The organism is Streptomyces sp. CMB-StM0423 (genome assembly GCF_002847285.1).
Classification (GTDB): domain Bacteria; phylum Actinomycetota; class Actinomycetes; order Streptomycetales; family Streptomycetaceae; genus Streptomyces.
Genome location: NZ_CP025407.1, coordinates 544,802 through 563,828 on the forward strand (window position 1 = coordinate 544,802; position 19,027 = coordinate 563,828).

The 19,027-nt window shown below is 74.6% G+C and carries 3 protein-coding genes; all 3 read right to left on the reverse strand.

Features of this window, described 5'->3' with window-relative positions:
* Window positions 1-37: 37 nt before the first annotated feature.
* From CXR04_RS02350 to CXR04_RS02360, 3 genes are read right to left on the reverse strand one after another with little or no spacing between them, the layout of a single operon-like run.
* On the reverse strand, window positions 38-4,621 hold the full coding sequence (locus tag CXR04_RS02350; RefSeq protein WP_234380000.1) for a non-ribosomal peptide synthetase: 4,584 nt from the start codon (window positions 4,619-4,621) through the stop codon (window positions 38-40).
* Window positions 4,618-9,255 (reverse strand): non-ribosomal peptide synthetase, encoded by a 4,638-nt coding sequence (locus CXR04_RS02355; RefSeq protein WP_101420240.1) that lies wholly within the window; start codon window positions 9,253-9,255, stop codon window positions 4,618-4,620. Before CXR04_RS02355 ends, CXR04_RS02350 begins: the two co-directional genes overlap by 4 nt.
* Complete coding sequence (locus tag CXR04_RS02360) at window positions 9,252-18,959, reverse strand: non-ribosomal peptide synthetase (RefSeq protein WP_101426149.1); 9,708 nt, start codon at window positions 18,957-18,959, stop codon at window positions 9,252-9,254. Before CXR04_RS02360 ends, CXR04_RS02355 begins: the two co-directional genes overlap by 4 nt.
* Window positions 18,960-19,027 lie beyond the last annotated feature (68 nt).

Here is a 19,027-nt window from a genome sequence, read left to right on the forward strand (position 1 = left end):
TACGGGCTGGCGGGTCCACGGATCTACGGGGCCGGGTTCATGGAAGGTCGTCTTCGGCGAGGTCGGCTTCGAACTCGTCCACCTCGTCCTGGCCGAGGTCGAGCAGCGCGAAGTCGGACGGGGTGTGCCCGCCGGCCGCCGGGTCCTCGGTGTGCGCGGCCAGCCCGGCGAGCAGCTCCAGCCAGGCGGCGCCCAGGCGTTCGGTCTCCTCGGCGCCGAGGAGACCGGCGGGCCGGCTCAGGGTCAGCGTCAGCTCGGGGCCGTCCGGGGTGTCGCGGACCACCGCGTTCGCCTCCAGCGCGTGTGCCACCGGCAGGCCGGGCGCGGCGGAGCCGCCGACCGCGGTCTCCCCGGCGGCCTGCCACGGCTCGGGGTCACCGGCTGGAGACGCGGCGGGGAAGCGGCCGAGGTAGTTGAAGCCGATCTGCGGGCGCGGCAGGGCGGCCACGGCGTCGGCGGTCTCGGGGTTGAGGTAGCGCAGCAGCCCGTGGCCGAGGCCGTCACCGGGCACGGCCTGCACCTGCTCCTTGACCGCCTTCAGCAGCGCCCCGGCTGCCGGTCCGCCGGCGCGCGCGTCGGAAAGGTCGACGCCGGAGGCATCGAGGCGCAGCGGGTGCACGGCGGCGAACCATCCGACCGTACGCGACAGATCCATGTCCCCGGCCGGCTGACGGCCGTGGCCCTCGATGTCGACCAGCACGCCGCGGTCCGTCGCGTCAGACCGCCACTGGACGACGGCCCCGGCGAGGGTCGCAAGCAGCACCTCGTGCACCCCGGTGTGGAAGACGGCGGGCGTACGGGCAGTAAGCGTCGCCGCCTGCTCGGCGGGCACGGTCCAGGTGTGCGAACGCATGGTCGCGGCGGTGTCGGCGAGGGGGTCGAGGGGGCGGTGGCCGAGGGGTGATTCGGCAGCGCCGAGGAGGTCGGTCCATGGCTGGAGTTCCGAGACCCGGTCATCAGTTGCAGCTTGGGTGACCAGCTCGCGTGCCCAGCGGCGGAAGGGGGTGGGTACGGGGTCGAGGGCGGGCTGCCGGTTGTCGGCGAGAGAAGCGCAGGCCGTTTGGAGGTCGGGGAGGAGGATGCGCCAGGACATGCCGTCGACGACGAGGTGGTGGACGACGAGGATCAGCCGGCCGACCCGGGACGGCCCGGCGTCCAGCCAGACGACACGGGCCATCGATCCGTCCTCGGGGCGCAACTGCGCGGCGGCGGCGCGGGCTTCGCGGGCGGCGAACGCGTCGAGGCCGGTGGTGCCGGCAGCGTCGATACGGGTGACGAGACCGGCGGCATCGGCGGTGCCGCGTTCGGGGACGACGAGGCGGGGGTTCGCCGGATCGGACATGTCTGCGCGGGCCCGTAGCACGTCGTGCGCGTCGAGAAGGGCGGCCACACCGGCGGTGAGCACGTCGAGCCCCAAAGTGGGGGGTGCGCCGACGACCGTCCACTGGGCGAAGCCGGGGGCCGCGGCCCGTACGCCGTGCGCCCGCATCACCGGCGTCCACGGCGCGTTACCCATACCCGTGTCCGCAACGGCCGGCGCCGACTCGGGCGCGGCCACCACGGCCAGCCGCTCGGGGGTCTTGGCCTCGAAGACCTGCCGCGGGGTGAGCACGAGCCCTTCGCGGCGGGCGCGGGAGGCGAGCTGCATGGAGGTGATGGAGTCGCCGCCGAGAGCAAAGAAGTCGTCGTCCGCACCCACTCGTTCGAGGCCCAGTACCTCGGCGAACAGCGCGCACAGGGCGGCCTCGGTGGGATTCGCGGGAGCACGGCCGGAGACGCGGTCGGCGAGGTCGGGTGCCGGCAGAGCGGCGCGGTCGGTCTTGCCGTTGGGTGTCAGCGGCAGCGCGTCGAGAACCACGACGACAGCCGGCACCATGTGCTCGGGCAGTCGGGTGGCGGCGAGTTCGCGTACGGCGTCGGTGTCGACGTCGCCGACGACGTAGGCGACGAGGCGTTTGTCGCCGGGGCGGTCTTCGCGTACGACCACGGCGGCGTGCGACACGTCGGGATGGGCGGCGAGGACGGCTTCGATCTCGCCCGGTTCGATACGGAAGCCGCGGATCTTGACCTGCTCGTCGGCGCGGCCGGCGAAGTGCAGCAGCCCGTCGTCGGACCACCGGGCCAGGTCACCCGAACGGTACATGCGCGCGCCCGGCTCGAAGGGGCAGGCGACGAAGCGTTCAGCGGTCAGCCCGCCGCGGCCGATGTAACCACGAGCCAGGCCCGGGCCGGCGATGTACAACTCGCCCACGACACCCGGGGGTACGGGCCGGAGGAAGTCATCCAGCACGTAGGTATGGGCGTTACCGATCGGCCGGCCGATGGGCGGGGGCGCATCGTGCGGCTCGATGCCCGAATCCAGCGGGGTGGCGGTGGTGATGACGGTGGCCTCGGTCGGCCCGTACGTGTTCCACACCTGCGCCTGCCCGGTCCAGCGGGACGCCAGGTCCGCGGTCAGCAGTTCGGCGCCGAGCACCCAGTTCCGCACACCCGTGACTGCGGCTGGGTCGAGGACGCTCATGAGGGACGGCACCACGCTGGCCACCGAGACACCCGAACTGCGGATCATCTCCGCCAGCGCCGCAGGCTCTTCGCGCTCCTCACCCGTCGCAACCGCCAACGTGCCACCCGCCGCCAGCGTGACCGCGACATCCAGCACCGCGGCATCGAAGCTGAACGACGCGAACTGCAACACCGTCACACCCTCAGCAACACCAAGGACCGCACGCATCGCCTCCGCCAGGTTCGCCGGGCCCTCATGCGGAACCGCCACGCCCTTCGGGCGGCCCGTCGATCCCGACGTATAGATCACATACGCGAGCTGCCCAGGCTCCAGCGCCGTCTGAAGCGACTCAGCCGACTCCGCCTCGACATCGGCTGCCGCCTCCTCCAGCCGCACCGCGCCCTCGGGCGCCAGCTCTCCGGTGCTCAGCACCACCTGCGCACCGCTGTCGGCGACCATGAAAGCCAACCGCTCCGCCGGATAGGCGGGGTCAAGCGGCACATACGCGCCCCCGGCCTTCCACACCGCGAGCATCCCCGCGACCATCTCCACGCCACGCGGCAAGCACAGCCCCACCCGCGACTCCCGGCCCACACCCAGCCGCTGGAGATACCGCGCCAGCCGATTCGCCCGCGCGTCCAGCCCTGCGTACGACAACACCTCTGCCCCGCAGCGCACGGCGACCGCCTCGGGAGCCCGCCGGGCCCGCTCCTCGAACCGGTCCAGCACCGACCCAGCCGGCACCGCCAACTCCGTGTCGTTCCACCCCGACACCACCGACGCCCGCTCCCCGGCCGTCAGCACCTCCACGTCCCCGACCCGCACCTCCGGGTCCGCCACCACTTGCTCCAGCACCCGCACCAACCGCCGCGCCAGCCCTTCCGCCTCATCGGTCCCGAAAAGATCCGGTCGGTAGGTCAGCCGGACTTCGAGCTGGTCGGCGACATCGACCCCGAGCGTCAGCGGGTAGTTGGTCGCTTCGCGGGAGTCCAGGACCTCGATGGACAGCGCGTCGCGGCCCGCGGTGTCCTCCGGCGGGCGCGGGTAGTTCTCGTAGACGACGAGGGTGTCGAAGGTCGCACCCGCTCCGCCCAGCTTCTGGATCTCCTGGAGACCCAGGTGCTGGTGCCCCATCAGCGCCGACTGCCGCCGCTGCAAGTCCGCCAGCAGATCCGCCACCCGCTGCCCGCCGTCCAGGCGCACCCGCACCGGCAACGTGTTGATGAACAACCCCACCATCGCCTCGACACCCGGCAACTCCGCCGGACGCCCCGCCACCGTCGCACCGAACACCACATCCGAACGACGCACCAACCGCGCCAACACCAACGCCCACGCCCCCTGCACCACCGTGTTGACCGTCAGCCCACGCCCACGCGCCCACACCCCCAGCGCAGCCGTCGCCTCCCGCCCCAGCCGCGCCTCGGTCTGCTCCGGAAGCACCGCCGCCCGCCCCGGATCCGCGGGCACCACGAGCGTCGGCTCGTCGGCACCGGCGAGCTCCGCCCGCCACGCCTCCCGCGCCGCCTCCTTGTCCTGCCGGCCCAGCCAGGCCAGGTAATCCCGGTACGGTGCGGTGCGCTTGAGCGCGGAGGCGTCGCCGCCCGCCTCGTACACCGCGGACAGCTCGCCGAGCAGCACCGGCATCGACCAGCCGTCCATCAGGATGTGGTGGGTCGTCATCACCAGCCGGTGCCGCCGGTCGCCGAGCCGGACGAGGAGCAGCCGCAGCAGCGGCGGCGCCGCGGGGTTCAGCCGCTGCGCGCGCTCCTCGGCGGCCAGCTTTTCGAGCCGGGCGGCGGCGTCCGGACCGGTGGCGCCGGACAAGTCGGCCTCGCGCCAGGGCAGCCGGACCTCGCGGGCGATGAGCTGGACGGCTTCGCCGGAGGCGCGCCGGTGGAAGCTGGCGCGCAGGGCGCCGTGGCGGGCGAGCAGCGTCTCCCAGGAGGCGCGCAGGCGGGCGGCGTCCAGGGGGCCGTCGAGGCCGAGGACGAACTGCACGGTGTAGAGGTCGGGGCCGGTGTCGTCGTAGCCGGCGTGGAACAGCAGGCCCTCCTGCAGCGGCGACAGCGGCCACACTTCCAGGGCCGGGCGGGTGGCGGCGGCGTGGGTCTTCACCGGGGCAGTCCTCCTTCGATCGTGCCGGCGATCTCTTCGAGCTGTTCGACGTCGTCCTGGCCGAGGTCGAGGAGGGGGAAGTCGGAGGGGGTGTGCCCGCCGGCCGCCGGGTCCGCGGTGTGCGCGGCGAGGCCGGCGAGCATCTCCAGCCAGGTGTGTCCGAGGAGTTCGACGTCGGCCCGGTCGAGCAGCTCGGGCGGCCAGCCGAGGGTGAACGACAGCTCGGGGCCCGCTGCCGTGTCGCGGATGACGGCGTTGGTCCCGAGCGCGTGCAGGATCGGCATGTCGGGGGGTGCGGTGCCGCCGACGGCGGTCTCGCCTGCGGGCTGCCATGCCTCGACCAGGCCCGCGGTGCCTCCGGCGGGGAACCGGCCGAGGTAGTTGAAGCCGATCTCCGGCTGCGGCAGCGCCGCCATCGCGTCGGCCGTCCCGGCGTTGAGGTAGCGCAGCAGCCCGTGGCCGAGGCCGTCGCCCGGTACGGCCTGGGCCTGCTCCTTGACTGTTTTGAGCAGCCGTCCGGCGGCCGGCCCGCCGGCGCGTACGTCGTCCAGGTCGACGCCGCGCAGGTCGAGGCGCAGCGGGTGGACGCTGGTGAACCAGCCCACCGTGCGGGACAGATCGTGGTCCCCGGCCGGTTCGCGGCCGTGGCCCTCGACGTCCACGAGGACGCTCCCGCGCGCACCCGGCCGCACGTGGGCCACCGCGGCGGCGAGGGTCGCGAGCAGCACCTCGTGGACGCCGCAGTGGAAGACGACCGGTGTACGGCCGGTCAGCGTCACTGCCTGGTCCGCCGGGACGGTCCACGACCGGTTCTGCAGCGACACGACGGTGCCGGTCGCCGGGTCCGGGGCGCGGCGGGTCAGCGCGGGCGCGCCGGTGCCGAGTTGCGCGGTCCACTGCTCCAGCTCGGACCGCCGCTCCTTGCTCGCTGCCTGCGCCGCCAGCTCCCCCGACCAGCGCCGGAACGACGTCGCGACCGGCTCCAGCTCCGGCTTCCGCCCCTCCCCCACCGCCTCGCACGCGGCCCGCAGGTCCGGCAGCAGAATCCGCCACGACACCCCGTCGACCACGAGATGGTGGACGAGGAGCGCGATGCGCCCCACCCGGGCGGGCCCGGCGTCGAGCCACACGGCGTGAAGCATGACGCCGTTCGCCGGGTCCAGCCGGGCGACGGCCGCGCGCGCGGCCTGCTCGGCGAGCCCGTCCAGGTCGTCGACGTCCGCGGCGTCGATACGGGTCACGCGGGCGGCCGGGTCCACCGAGCCGCGCTTAGCGACGAGGAGCCGGGGGGCCGCCTCGTCGGACAGGTCCGCTCTGGCCCGTAGCACGTCGTGGGTGTCCAGCAGCGCGCCGATGCCGCCGGCGAGCGCCTCGGGGCCGAGGCCCGCGGGGGCGCCGACGACCGTCCACTGCGCGAACTCCCGGCCCGCGGTCCGTAGCCCGAGCCGGCGCATCACCGGCGTCCACGGCACCTCGCCGATGCCGCCGTCCGCGCCGTCGGCCGCCGCGGGCGCCGCCGCCCGGGAGGCGGGCACGGCCAGGCGCTCGGGGGTCCGCTCGTCGAAGACCTGCCGGGGCGTGAGTAAGAGGCCGGCGCGGCGGGCGCGGGAGGCGAGCTGCATGGAGGTGATGGAGTCGCCGCCGAGAGCAAAGAAGTCGTCGTCCGCACCGACCCGTTCCAGTCCCAGCACCTCGGCGAAGAGCGCGCACAGTGCCGTCTCCGTCTCGCCCTCGGGCGGCCGGCCGGTGGCGTGCTCGGCGAAGTCCGGCGCGGGCAGGGCGGTCCTGTCGATCTTTCCGCTGGTGGTACGCGGCAGTATGGGCAGCGCGAGCACCGCCGCCGGCACCATGTAGTCGGGGAGCGCCGCGGCCGCTTCCTCGCGCACCCGCCGCGGGTCGACGTCCTGACCCTCCGGGACGACGTAGCCGACGAGCTGCTTGTCGCCGGGGCCGTCGGCGCGCGCGACGACCACTGCCTCGGCGACCCCGGCGGCCTCCCGCAGTGCGGCCTCGATCTCGCCCAGCTCGATGCGGTGCCCGCGGATCTTGACCTGTTCGTCGGCACGGCCGGCGAAGATCAGCTCGCCGTCGTCGGTCCAGTGCACGAGGTCGCCGGTGCGGTACATCCGCTCTCCGGGCGCGAACGGGCAGGCCACGAACCGCTCCGCGGTCAGCCCCTGCCGCCCCAGATAGCCGCGGGCGACTCCCGCTCCGGCCAGGTACAGCTCGCCCGCCACCCCGGGCGGCACGGGCTGGAGGAACGCGTCCAGCGCGTACACCCGGGAGTTGGTGACGGGGCCGCCGATGGGCGGGGTGCCGCGGGTGTCGCGGATCCGGCCGAGCGTGGAGGCGACGGTCGCTTCGGTGACGCCGTACTCGTTGAACAGCTCGCGGCCCGCCAGCCAGCGGCGGCGCAGCTCGGGCGACCCGGGTTCGCCGCCGAGGACGACGCTGTGCAGCTCCGGCAGGTCGGCGGACGGTACTTCGGCGAGCAGGGTCGGGGTGGTGGCGACGTACGTGACGCGCTCGTCGCGCATCAGGCGGGCCAGCTCGTCGCCGGAGAGGTCGCGCCGGACGGGGCCGAGCACGAGCCGGCCACCTGCGCAGAGCACCGGCCAGATGTCGCTCATCGAGACGTCGAAGCTCGGCGAGACCAGTTGCAGGACGCGGCTGCCGGGGCCGAAGCCGTACTGCGCGAGGCGGTCGGCGACGAGGTTGCGCAGGCCGCGGTGGGTGGCGACGACGCCCTTGGGGGTGCCGGTGGAGCCGGAGGTGTAGATGACGTACGCGGCATGATCGGCCGTCAGCGGACCGCGCCGTTCGTCTGCCCGAAGCGCCCCGGCCCCGTACGCGGCCACTTCAGCGGCCACCGCCGGATCGTCGAGCACCACCGGCCGTACGCCCTCCGGGAGCAGGTCCCGCGCCGCCTCCGTGCACAGAACCACCGCCGGATCGGCGTCCCCCAGCACGAACCCCAGCCGCTCGGGCGGATAGCCGGGATCCACCGGTACGAAGACGCCCCCGGCCAGCGACACCGCAAGCAGCGCCTCGACCAGCACCGCGGACCGCTCCGCCACCACCGCCACCCGGACCTCGGGCCCCACACCCGCCGCCACGAGATACCTGGCCAGCCGCCCCGCACGGTCGCCCAACTCCCCGTACGACAGCGACTCGTCCCCCGCCACCAACGCCACCGCCTCCGGCGACCGCCCCACCTGCGCACCGAACGCCTCCGGCGCCAGCGGCTCGGGGACGGGCGCCGCGGTGTCGTTCCACTGGGTCGTGACCAGCGCACGCCGCCGCTCGTCGACGGCGTCGAGGCGCCCGACGGGCGCGGCCGGATCGGCGACGAGCTGTTCCAGCACCCGCACGAAGGACGCGGTGACGGTCTCGGCCCGGCCCGGCTCGCACACGTCGCGCCGGTAGAAGAGCTCGGCCCGCAGTTGCTCGCCGGGCCAGGCGATGAGCGTCAGGGGGTAGTGGCCGGCGTCCTGGGGCTCGCCGGCGAAGCGGATCGACAGCGCCTCGGGGTCGTCGGACTCGGCGGAGGTGAGGGGGTAGTTCTCGTAGACGACGAGGGTGTCGAACGTGGCACCGGGGCCGGCGAGCTTCTGCACGTCGGGCAGCCCGATGTGCTGGTGCGCCATCAGGCCGACCTGGCGCCGCTGGAGGTCGGCGAGGAGTTCCACCGCGGGGCGGGCGGGGTCGAGCCGGACGCGGACGGGCAGCGTGTTGATGAACAGGCCGACCATGGCCTCGACGCCGGGCAGCTCGGGCGGGCGGCCGGCGGCGGTGGCGCCGAAGACGACGTCGTCACGGCCGGTGAGCCGGGCCAGGACCAGCGCCCAGGCGCCCTGCACCACCGTGTTGACCGTCAGGCCGTGCGCCCGCGCCAGCTCCGCCGCTCCCGCCGACAGCTCCGCGCCGAGCGTGAACCGCACCCGCCCGGGCACCACCGGCCCTTCGAGCGCCTCCGGGGGTACGACGAGCGTGGGCTCGTCGGCCCCGGCCAGCTCGGCGCGCCAGGCGGCCTGCGCCCGGCCCTTGTCCTGGCGGCGCAGCCACGCCAGGTACTGCCCGTAGGAGGGGGCGGGCTTGAGCATCGACAGGTCGCCGCCCGCCTCGTACACCGCCGCCAGCTCGCGCAGCAGGATCGGCATCGACCAGCCGTCGATGAGGATGTGATGGGTCGTCACCACCAGCCGGTGCCGCTCCTCGCCGAGCCGGGCGAGGAGCAGCCGCAGCAGCGGGGCCGCGGCAAGGTCGATGGGCCGGGCGCGTTCCGCGTCGGCCAGGGCCTGGGTCTCGGCGAGCGCGTCGGGCCCGGGCAGCGCGGACAGGTCCGCGTCCCGCCACGGCAGCGCGACCTCGCGGGTGATGAGCTGGACGGCCTCGCCGGAGGGGCGCCGGTGGAAGCTGGCGCGCAGCGCGGGGTGCCGGGCGAGCAGCCCGGCCCAGGCGGCGCGGAAGCGCCGGTGGTCCAGCGGGCCGTCCACGTCGAGCATGAACTGCACGGTGTAGACGCCGGGGCTGTCGGTGTCGAAGCCGGCGTGGAACAGCAGACCTTCCTGCAGCGGCGACAGGGGCCACATCTCTGCCAGGGCGGAGCCTTGGGCGACGGCTGAGGGGTTCACCGGGTCAGTCCTCCTTGGAGCTTCGCCGCGATCGCTTCGAACTGGTCGATCTCGTCCTGGCCGAGGTCGAGGAGAGGGAAGTCGGAAGGGGTGTGGCCGCCCGCCGCCGGGTCGTCGGTGTGGGCGGCGAGCCCGGCGAGCATGTCCAGCCAGATACGGCCGAGGCGGCCGGCGTCCGTGTCGGTGAGGACCCCGCCGGCCCAGGCGAGCGCGAGGGTGACCTCGGGGCCCGCTGGGGTGTCGCGGACGACCGGGTTGGCCTCCAGCGCATGGGTGATCGCCATGCCGGGCGCGGCCGAGCCGCCGACGGCGGTCTCCCCGGCCTGCTGCCACGCCTCGACCCGGCCCGCGCCCGAGCCGGCGGCGAAGCGGCCGAGGTAGTTGAAGCCGACCTGCGGTGCGGGCAGCGCGGCCAGCACCTCGGCCGTCTCCGGGTTGAGGTGCCGCAGCAGGCCGTGGCCGAGCCCGTCGCCGGGCACGGCCTGCGCCTGCTCCTTGACGGACTTCAGCAGCTCCCCCGCGGCCGGGCCGCCGCCGCGGGCCTCGTCCAGGTCGATGCCCCGGAGGTCGAGCCGCAGCGGGTGGACCGCGGTGAACCAGCCCACGGTCTGCGACGGGTCGAGGTCGCCGAGCTCCTCCCGGCCGTGGCCCTCCATGTCCACCAGCAGCCCCGTGTGCCCGCCGGGCCGCCAGCGCGCGACGGCGGCGGCGAAGGTGGCGAGCAGCACCTCGTGCACGCCGCAGTGGTACGCCGTGGGCGTACGTGCCAGGAGGGTGGCGGCCTGCTCCGCGGGCACGTTCCACGACGCGCGGCGCTGGGTGCGCGCGGTGTCGGCGGCCGGTTCGAGCGGCCGCCTGCCGATCAGCGGTTCGGGCTCGACGAGCAGCTTCGTCCACTGCTCCAGCTCGGCCTGGCGCGCCTCGCCCGCGGCCTGGGCGACGAGTTCGCGCGCCCAGCGGCGGAACGGCGTCGGCACGGGGTGGAGGCGGGCCGGCCGGCCCGCGGCCAGTGCCTCGCAGGCGTTCTGCAGGTCGGGCAGCAGGACCCGCCAGGACACGCCGTCGACCGCGAGGTGGTGGACGACCAGGGCGAGGCGGCCGGTGCGGTGCGTGCCCGCGTCCAGCCACACCACCCGCAGCATCCCGGCGCCGGCCGCGGGGTCCAGCCGGGCCGCCGCCTCGGCCGCCGCCCTGCCGGTGGCCTCGTCCAGCTTCCCGTCCGGCACCTCGGCGGCGTCGACGCGGGTGATCAGCGCGGCGGCGTCGACGGAACCGGGCCCGGGGACGAGGAGGCGGGGGTACGGGTCGGCCGGAGCGGTGCGGGCGCGCAGCATGTCGTGCACGTCGAGCACGGCGGCCACACCGCCCGCCAGGACCCCGTGCGCCAGCCCGGCGGGGGCGCCGACCACCGTCCACTGCGTGAACCCGGCGCCGGCGACACCCGCGCCGATCCACCGCATCACCGGCGTCCACGGCACCTCGCCCACGCCCGAGCCGTCCCCGTCCCCGTTGCCTGCGGGCGCGTCCGCGCCGGGCGCGGCGGTCTCCAGGGCCACGGCCAGCCGCTCGGGGGTGCGCTCCTCAAAGACCTGACGTGGCGTCAGTACGAATCCCGCCTTGCGGGCGCGGGACGCCAGTTGCATGGACGTGATGGAGTCGCCGCCCAGCTCCAGGAAGCTGTCGTCCGCGCCGACCCGCGCCAGCCCGAGCACGTCGGCGAAGAGCGCGCACAGCGCCGTCTCCGCGGCACCGCGCGGCGCCCGGCCGGTCGCGCGGCCGGCGAAGTCCGGGGCGGGCAGCGCCTTGCGGTCCACCTTCCCGTTCGCCGTCACCGGCATCGCGTCGAGCACCAGCACCGTCGCCGGCACCATGTACTCCGGCAGCAGCTCCGAGGCGTACGCGCGCAGCGCGTCCTCGCTGACGTACCGCCCCCCATCCGCGACGACGTACCCCACCAGCCGCTTGTCGCCCGGCCGGTCCTCGCGGGCGACGACCACGGCCTGCCCGACCGCCTCGTGACCGGCGAGCACGGCCTCGATCTCGCCCATCTCCACCCTGAAGCCGCGCACCTTCACCTGCGCGTCCGCCCGCCCGGCGAACTCCAGCACAGCGCCGCCGGTCCAGCGCACCAGGTCACCGGAGCGGTACATCCGCTCCCCCGGCGTGAACGGGCAGGCCACGAACCGCTCCGCCGTCAGCTCCGGCCGGTCCGCGTAGCCCCGGGCCAGGCCCGCGCCGGCGATGTACAGCTCGCCGGTCACCCCGGCGGGCACCGGGCGCAGGAAGCCGTCCAGCACGTACAGGCGCATGTTGTCGAGGGGCCCGCCGATCGGCACGGACGGCGGGACGGCCACACCGGGCCCGATGCGGTACGAGGTCGCGAACGTGGTGGTCTCCGTCGGCCCGTACCCGTCCACCACCACCAGCTCCGGGCACGCGGCCCGCACCCGGCGCACCGCCTCCGCCTGCACCGCGTCGCCGCCGGTCCACACCTCGCGCAGCCCGCCCAGGCACTCCGGGTCGTCCTGCGCGAACAGGTGGAACAGCGCGGCCGTCAGCCACATCGCGGAGATCCCGTGCCGCCGGATCAGCTCCCGCAGCCGCGCGGGCGTCACCGCGCCGGGCGGGGCGACGACGACCCGGCCACCGGTCAGCAGCGGCGCCCACAGCTCGTACGTGGCGGCGTCGAAGGTCTGCGGGGAGTGGAAAATGACCCGCTCGTGGCCGCGGGCGAAACGGCCGTCACGCGCGAGGTCCGCCACGTCGCCGTGCGTGACCTCGACGCCCTTCGGCAGCCCGGTCGACCCGGACGTGTACATCACGTACGCCACGTCGTCCGGACCGAGGGACACGGGACGCGCGGCGGCCGAGGCCAGCAGCTCGCCGGCCGGGACGACCGACGCCGCCGGTGTGTCCGACTGCCCATCCGCCACGGTCAGTACGGTCCTGCCGAGCGCAAGCCCGGTGCGCGCCGCCGGCCAGTCCGCGGCCACCGGGACGTAGCCGGCACCCGCCTTGACGATGCCGAGGAGCACGATCACCAGCTCGGCGGACCGCTCCATCACCACGCCCACGAGGTCCCCGCGCCGCACCCCGCGCGCGGCGAGACCGCCGGCCACCCGGTCCGCGGCCTCGTCCAGCTCCGCGTACGTCCACTCCCGGTCGCCGTCGACCAGCGCGACGGCATCCGCACACCGCGCGGCAGACGCGCCGAACAGCTCGGGCAGCGCCCCCTTTGCGAGGGGGCGGCCGGTGTCGTTGAAGTCCCGCAGCACGCGCGTCCGCTCGGGGCCGTCGAGGACATCAAGTCGGCCGACAGGCGCGCCGGGGGCGGCCGCCATCCGCTCCAGGACGTGCACGAGCCTGTCCAGGACGGCACCGGCGGGGGAGGCGTCGAAGGAGTCGAGCCGGTGGCTCAGCTTCAGCCGCAGCCCGCCGACGGGGTCGGCGACGAGCGTGAGCGGGTAGTTCGTCTCGCCCCAGACCGTGGCCTCGGTGAAGCGCAGTCCTGCCGGAGCCGGGCCATGTGCGGCGTGCGGGTCGTCGGACGCGCCGGAGGCGTCGGTCCCGGCGGGGAAGTTCTCGAACGCCATCACGGTGTCGAAGGTCGCGCCCGGCCCGGCGAGCCGCTGGATGTCCGCGAGGCCGAGGTGCTGGTGGTCCATCAGCGCCGCCCGCTGCGCCTGTACGTCCGCCAGGAGGTCCGCGACGCGCTGCGCCGGGTCCAGCCGCACGCACACCGGGACCGTGTTGATGAACAGTCCCAGCATGTGCTCCATGCCCGGCAGCTCCGCCGGGCGGCCGGCGACCGCGGCCCCCAGCACCACATCACTACGGCCCGCGAGCTGGCCCACGACCATCGCCCATGCCGTCTCGATCACGGTGTTGAGCGTCACCCCGTGCGCGCGGACCAGCCCGGCCAGCGCCTCGTCCAAAGCGGCCCCGGCGGTGCGCACGAGATCGCGGGAGGGCGCGTCGGTGCCGTCGCTCCCGCCGGGCGCGACGAGCGTCGGCTCGTCCACGTCGGCGAGCGCCTGCCGCCACGCCTCCGCGGCGGCGTCCCTGTCCTGGCGGGCCAGCCAGCCGAGGTAGTCGCGGTACGGCGTCACGGGCGGCAGCCCGGCGGCGCTGCCCCCGGCCGCGTAGCAGGCCCACAGCTCGCGCCGCAGAATCGGCACCGACCAGCCGTCGAGCGCCAGGTGATGGAGCGTGAGCACCATCCGGTACCGCTCGGCGCCCGTCCGCAGCAACGCCACCCGCAGCAGCGGCGGGCGCACCAGGTCGAACCGCCGGGCGCGCTCGGCAGCGGCGATACGCTCCGACTCCGCCCACGCCTCGCCGACGCCCAGCCCGGTCAGGTCTTCCTCGCGCCACGGCAGTTCGGCATCCTCCACCACGACCTGCACGGGCCGGTCCACGCCGGGCAGGTTCCGGAACCCGGCGCGCATACTGGCGTGGCGGGCGAGCAGCGCCTGCCACGACGCCCGCAGAACGGCGGCGTCGAGCGGGCCTTCCACGCCGAGCACGAGCTGTCCGATATAGACGTCGGTGGCCTGCTCGTCGTACACCGCGTGGAACAACAGCCCTTCCTGCAGCGGCGATACCGGCAGCACCTCCACGAGGCCCGGGACGGCGGCCGACAGTTCGTCCAGTACGTCCGGCGCCAGGTCGACGAGCGGGGGCGCGTCGGGGGCACCGGCAGCGTCGGTCACGGCAGCCGCGGCGGCGGCGAGCCGGGCGGGGGTACGGAGCTGGAACACCTGCCGCGACGTGAACGCCAACCCCGCCCGCTGAGCAGCCGACACCAGCAGCATCGAGCGGATCGAGTCACCGCCGAGAGCAAAGAAGGAGTCGTCGGCGCCGACGCGCTCCACGCCGAGGACGTCGGCGTACAGCTCGCAGAGCAGCACCTCCCGCGGCGTCGCGGGCGCGCGTCGTCCTGCGCTTCCGTTCGCCTCCGGGGCGGGCAGGGCCTTGCGGTCGAGCTTGCCGTTGGGCGTGAGGGGCAGGGCATCGAGGGCGACGATCGCGGCAGGGACCATGTGCTCGGGCAGCCGCAGCGCGGCGAACTCCCGTACGGCATCCGGCGCCACGCGGCCGCCGGCCGGTACGACGTATCCGACGAGCCGTTTGTCGCCGGGCTGGTCCTCCCGTACGACGACGGCGGTATGAGCAACCTCAGGGTGGGCGGCGAGGACGGCTTCGATCTCGCCCGGTTCGATACGGAAGCCGTGGATCTTGACCTGCTCGTCGGCGCGGCCGGCGAAGTGCAGCAGCCCGTCGTCGGACCACCGGGCAAGGTCACCCGAACGGTACATGCGCGCACCGGGCTGGAAGGGGCAGGCGACGAAGCGTTCAGCGGTCAGCCCGCCGCGGCCGATGTAACCACGGGCCAGGCCCGGGCCGGCGATATACAACTCGCCGGTGATTCCCGGGGGTACGGGCCGGAGGAAGTCATCCAGCACGTAGGTACGGGCGTTACCGATCGGCCGGCCGATGGGCGGAGGCGCATCGTGCGGCTCGATACCCGAATCCAGCAGGGTGGCGGTCGTGATCACGGTGGCCTCGGTCGGCCCGTACGTGTTCCACACCCGCGCCTGCCGCAACCAGCGAGACGCCAAGTCGGCCGTCAGCAACTCCGCACCCAGCACCCAGTTCCGTACGCCCGTGACCGCAGCCGGGTCGAGGACGCTCATGAGGGACGGCACCACGCTGGCCACCGAGACACCCGAACTGCGGATCATCTCCGCCAGCGCCGCAGGCTCTTCGCGCTCCTCACCCGTCGCAATCGCCAACGTGCCACCCGCCGCCAGCGTGACCGCGACATCCAGCACCGCGGCATCGAAGCTGAACGACGCGAACTGCAACACCGTCACACCCTCGGCAACACCAAGGACCGCACGCATCGCCTCCGCCAGGTTCGCCGGGCCCACATGCGGAACCGCCACCCCCTTCGGGCGGCCCGTCGATCCGGAGGTGTAGATCACGTACGCCAACTCGTCGAGCCCGACGCGCCGCTCCACCGCCGCACCGGGCTCCGCCGCGATCTCCGTCGCGGCCTCGTCCAGCAGCACGACCCGGGCCGCGCCCGCGGGCACCCCGGCCATCGACCGGGCCGCGCCGACGACCACGGCGGCTCCGCTGTCGGCGATCATGAAGCCCAACCGGTCCGCCGGATAGGCGGGGTCGAGAGGCACGTACGCGCCTCCGGCCTTCCACACCGCGAGGATCCCCGCGACCATCTCCACACCCCGCGGCAGGCACAGCCCCACCCGCGACTCCCGAGCCACCCCCAGCCCCCGCAGATACCGCCCCAACCGGTTCGCCCGCGCGTCCAACTCCCCGTACGACAGAGCCTCCGCCCCGCAGCGCACGGCGACGGCCTCCGGCGCCTGCCGCACCCGCGCCTCGAACCGGTCCAGCACCGAACCCGCCGGCACCGCAAGATCCGTGGCGTTCCACTCCGACACCACCGACGCCCGTTCGGTCTCGCCCAGCGCGTCGATATCGCCGACCCGCGCGCCCGGGTCGGCGGCCATCTGTGCCAGCACGCGGACGAACCGGTCGGCCACGGCCTGTGCGGACCGCTCGTCGAAGGCGTCCAGCCAGTAGTCGAACCAGAGCTTCATGCCGTCGTCCGGCTCCACGCCCAGGGCCAGGGCGTACGTCGTCGACTCGCGCAGCCGGGACTCGGCGATCCGCAGGGGCTCCGGCGGCGCGCTCGCACCGGCGCCGTAGGTCCGGAGCGTCATCAGGGTGTCGAACGTGGCGCCGGGCCCGGCGAGCCGCTGGATGTCGGCGAGACCGAGGTGCTGGTGGTCGAGGAGCGCGGTCTGCTCTGCCCGGACCGCGTCGAGCAGTTCGGCGATCGTCTGCGCCGGGTCCAGCCGGACCCGTACGGGCACCGTGTTGAGGAACAGCCCGACCATGTCGGCTACGCCCGGCAGCTCCGCCGGCCGGCCCGCGACCACGCTGCCGAAGACGACGTCGCTACGGCCCGCGAGCTGCCCCACGACCATCGCCCACGCGGTCTCCAGCAGCGTATTCAGCGTCAGGCCGCGGTGGCGGGCCAGGTCTTCCAGCGCGGCGGTCAGCCCGGCGCCCGGTTCCGCGACCACCTTGCCGGTCGGCGCCGGTTCACCGTCCTGCCGTGCCGGTGCCACCAGCGTCGGCTCGTCCACGTCGGCGAGCGCCAGCCGCCACGCCTCCGCGGCGGTCTCCTCGTCCTGCCGGGCCAGCCACGTCAGATGGTCGCGGTGCGGCGTCGCGGGTGGGAGGACGGCAAGGTCGGCGCCCGCCGCGTAGAGGGTCCACAGCTCGCGCAGGACGATCGGCAGCGACCAGCCGTCCAGGGCGATGTGGTGGAGGGTGAGCACCATCCGGTACCGCTCAGTGCCGATCCGCAGCAACGCCACCCGCAGCAGCGGCGGCTGTGCCGGATCGAACCGCCGTGCCCGCTCGGCGTCCGCGATCCGCTCCGACTCCGCCCGCGCCTCCGTGGCACCCAGCCCGGACAGGTCCTCCTCGCGCCACGGCAGCTCGACGCCCTCGACGACCACCTGCACCGGCCGCGTCATGCCTGCCGGCTGCCGGAAACCGGCGCGCAGACCGGCGTGACGGTCCAGCAACGCCTGCCACGCCTTCCGCACCAGGCGCGGGTCAAGCGGGCCGTCGACGTCCAGGTTCAGTTGGCCGACGTACGCGTCCGGCGCCTGGTCGTCGTACAGCGCGTGGAACAGCAGACCCTCCTGCAGCGGCGAGAGCGGCAGCACCTCCACGAGCCCGGGCACCGCCGCCGTCAACTCCGCGCGCTGCTCGCCGTCGAGGTGCAGCAGCGGGGCGTCAGAGACCGCATCTGCCGGGGCCGCGCCGTGGCCCGACGCGGCAAAGGCCGCCAGCCTCGCCGGTGTCCTGCCCTCGAACACCTGCCGGGTGGTCAGCGCAAAGCCCGCCTCGCGGGCGGCGGACACCAGCAGCATCGAGCGAATCGAATCGCCGCCGAGAGCGAAGAAGTCGTCGTCGGAGCCCACGTGCCCGACGTGCAGCACATCCGCGAACAGCGCGCACATCCGCTGCTCCAGCGGCGTCGCGGCGGCGCGCCCGCGTACGGGCCCGGCGGGCTCGGGCGGCGGCAGCGCGGCGCGGTCGACCTTGCCGTTGGGGGTCAGCGGCAGCGCGTCCAGGACTACGAGGGCGGCGGGCACCATGTGCTCGGGCAGCCGCTCGGCGGCGAACCCCCGGAGGTCGTCCGCGTCTACGCCGCCTTCGGCCGCCACCACGTAGCCGACGAGCCGCTTGTCGCCCGGCCGGTCCTCCCGTACGACGACCGCCGCCTGCGACACCCGAGGATGGGCGGCGAGCACCGACTGCACCTCGCCGGGCTCGATGCGGAAGCCCCGGATCTTCACCTGCTCGTCGGCGCGGCCCACGAACGCCAGCTCGCCGTCCGCCGTCCATCGGGCCAGGTCCCCCGAGCGGTACATCCGCTGACCGGCCGCGAAGGGGCAGGCGACGAACCGCTCCGCGGTCAGCCCGCCGCGGCCGATATAGCCGCGGGCCAGGCCGGCACCGGCGATATACAACTCTCCGGTCACGCCCGTCGGCACGGGTCGCAGCCGGGCATCCAGCACGTAGACGCGGGTGTTGCCGAGGGGGCGTCCGATCGGGGGCGGCGGGTCGTCCGGGGCGATGTCGGCGGCGAGCGGAGTGGCGGTGGTGATGACGGTGGCCTCGGTCGGGCCGTAGGTGTTCCACACCTGCGCCTGCCGCGTCCAGCGAGACGCCAGGTCGGCGGTCAGCAACTCCGCACCCAGCACCCAGTTCCGCACACCCCTGACCGCAGCCGGATCAAGGACGCTCAGCAGCGACGGCACGACGCTGGCCACCGAGACACCGGAGGTGCGGATCATCTCCGCCAGCGCCGCCGGCTCCACCCGCTCCTCGTCCGACGCAACCGCCAACGTGCCACCCGCCGCCAGGGTGACCGCGACATCCAGCACCGCGGCGTCGAAGCTGAACGACGCGAACTGCAACACCGTCACACCCTCGGCGACACCGAGGACCGGACGCATCGCCTCCGCCAGGTTCGCCGCACCACCGTGCGGAACCGCGACGCCCTTCGGGCGGCCCGTCGATCCGGAGGTGTAGATCACGTACGCCAACTGCCCCGGCTCCAGCGGCGTGCCCAGCGGCTCCGCCGATGCCGCGGCGATGTCCTCCGCCGCGTCGTCCAGCGACACCACGCGCCCCGCCGACTCCGATACCACCCCCGCCGTGGCACCGGTCGTCAGCACGACCGCGGCTGCGCTGTCGGCGACCATGTACGCCAACCGCTCCGCCGGATACGCCGGATCCAGCGGCACGTACGCGCCCCCGGCCTTCCACACCGCGAGGATCCCCGCGACCATCTCCACACCACGCGGCAGGCACAGCCCCACCCGCGACTCCCGAGCCACCCCCAGCCCCCGCAGATACCGCCCCAACCGGTTCGCCCGCGCGTCCAGCTCCGCGTACGACATCGTGTCCGCGCCGCATCGCACGGCGCACGTGCTCGGCGTGCGCCGCGCCCGCGCCTCGAACCGGTCCAGGACCGTCCCGGACGGCACCGCGAGGCGCGTCTCGTTCCACCCCGACACCACCAACCCCCGCTCCCCCGTACCCAGCAGATCCACGTCGCCCACCCGGGCGTCCGGGTCGGCACTCATGCGCTCCGCGAATCTCACCAACACCCGTCTCAGCGCCGCCCCCGCCTCCGGTATGGATTCGGGGACCG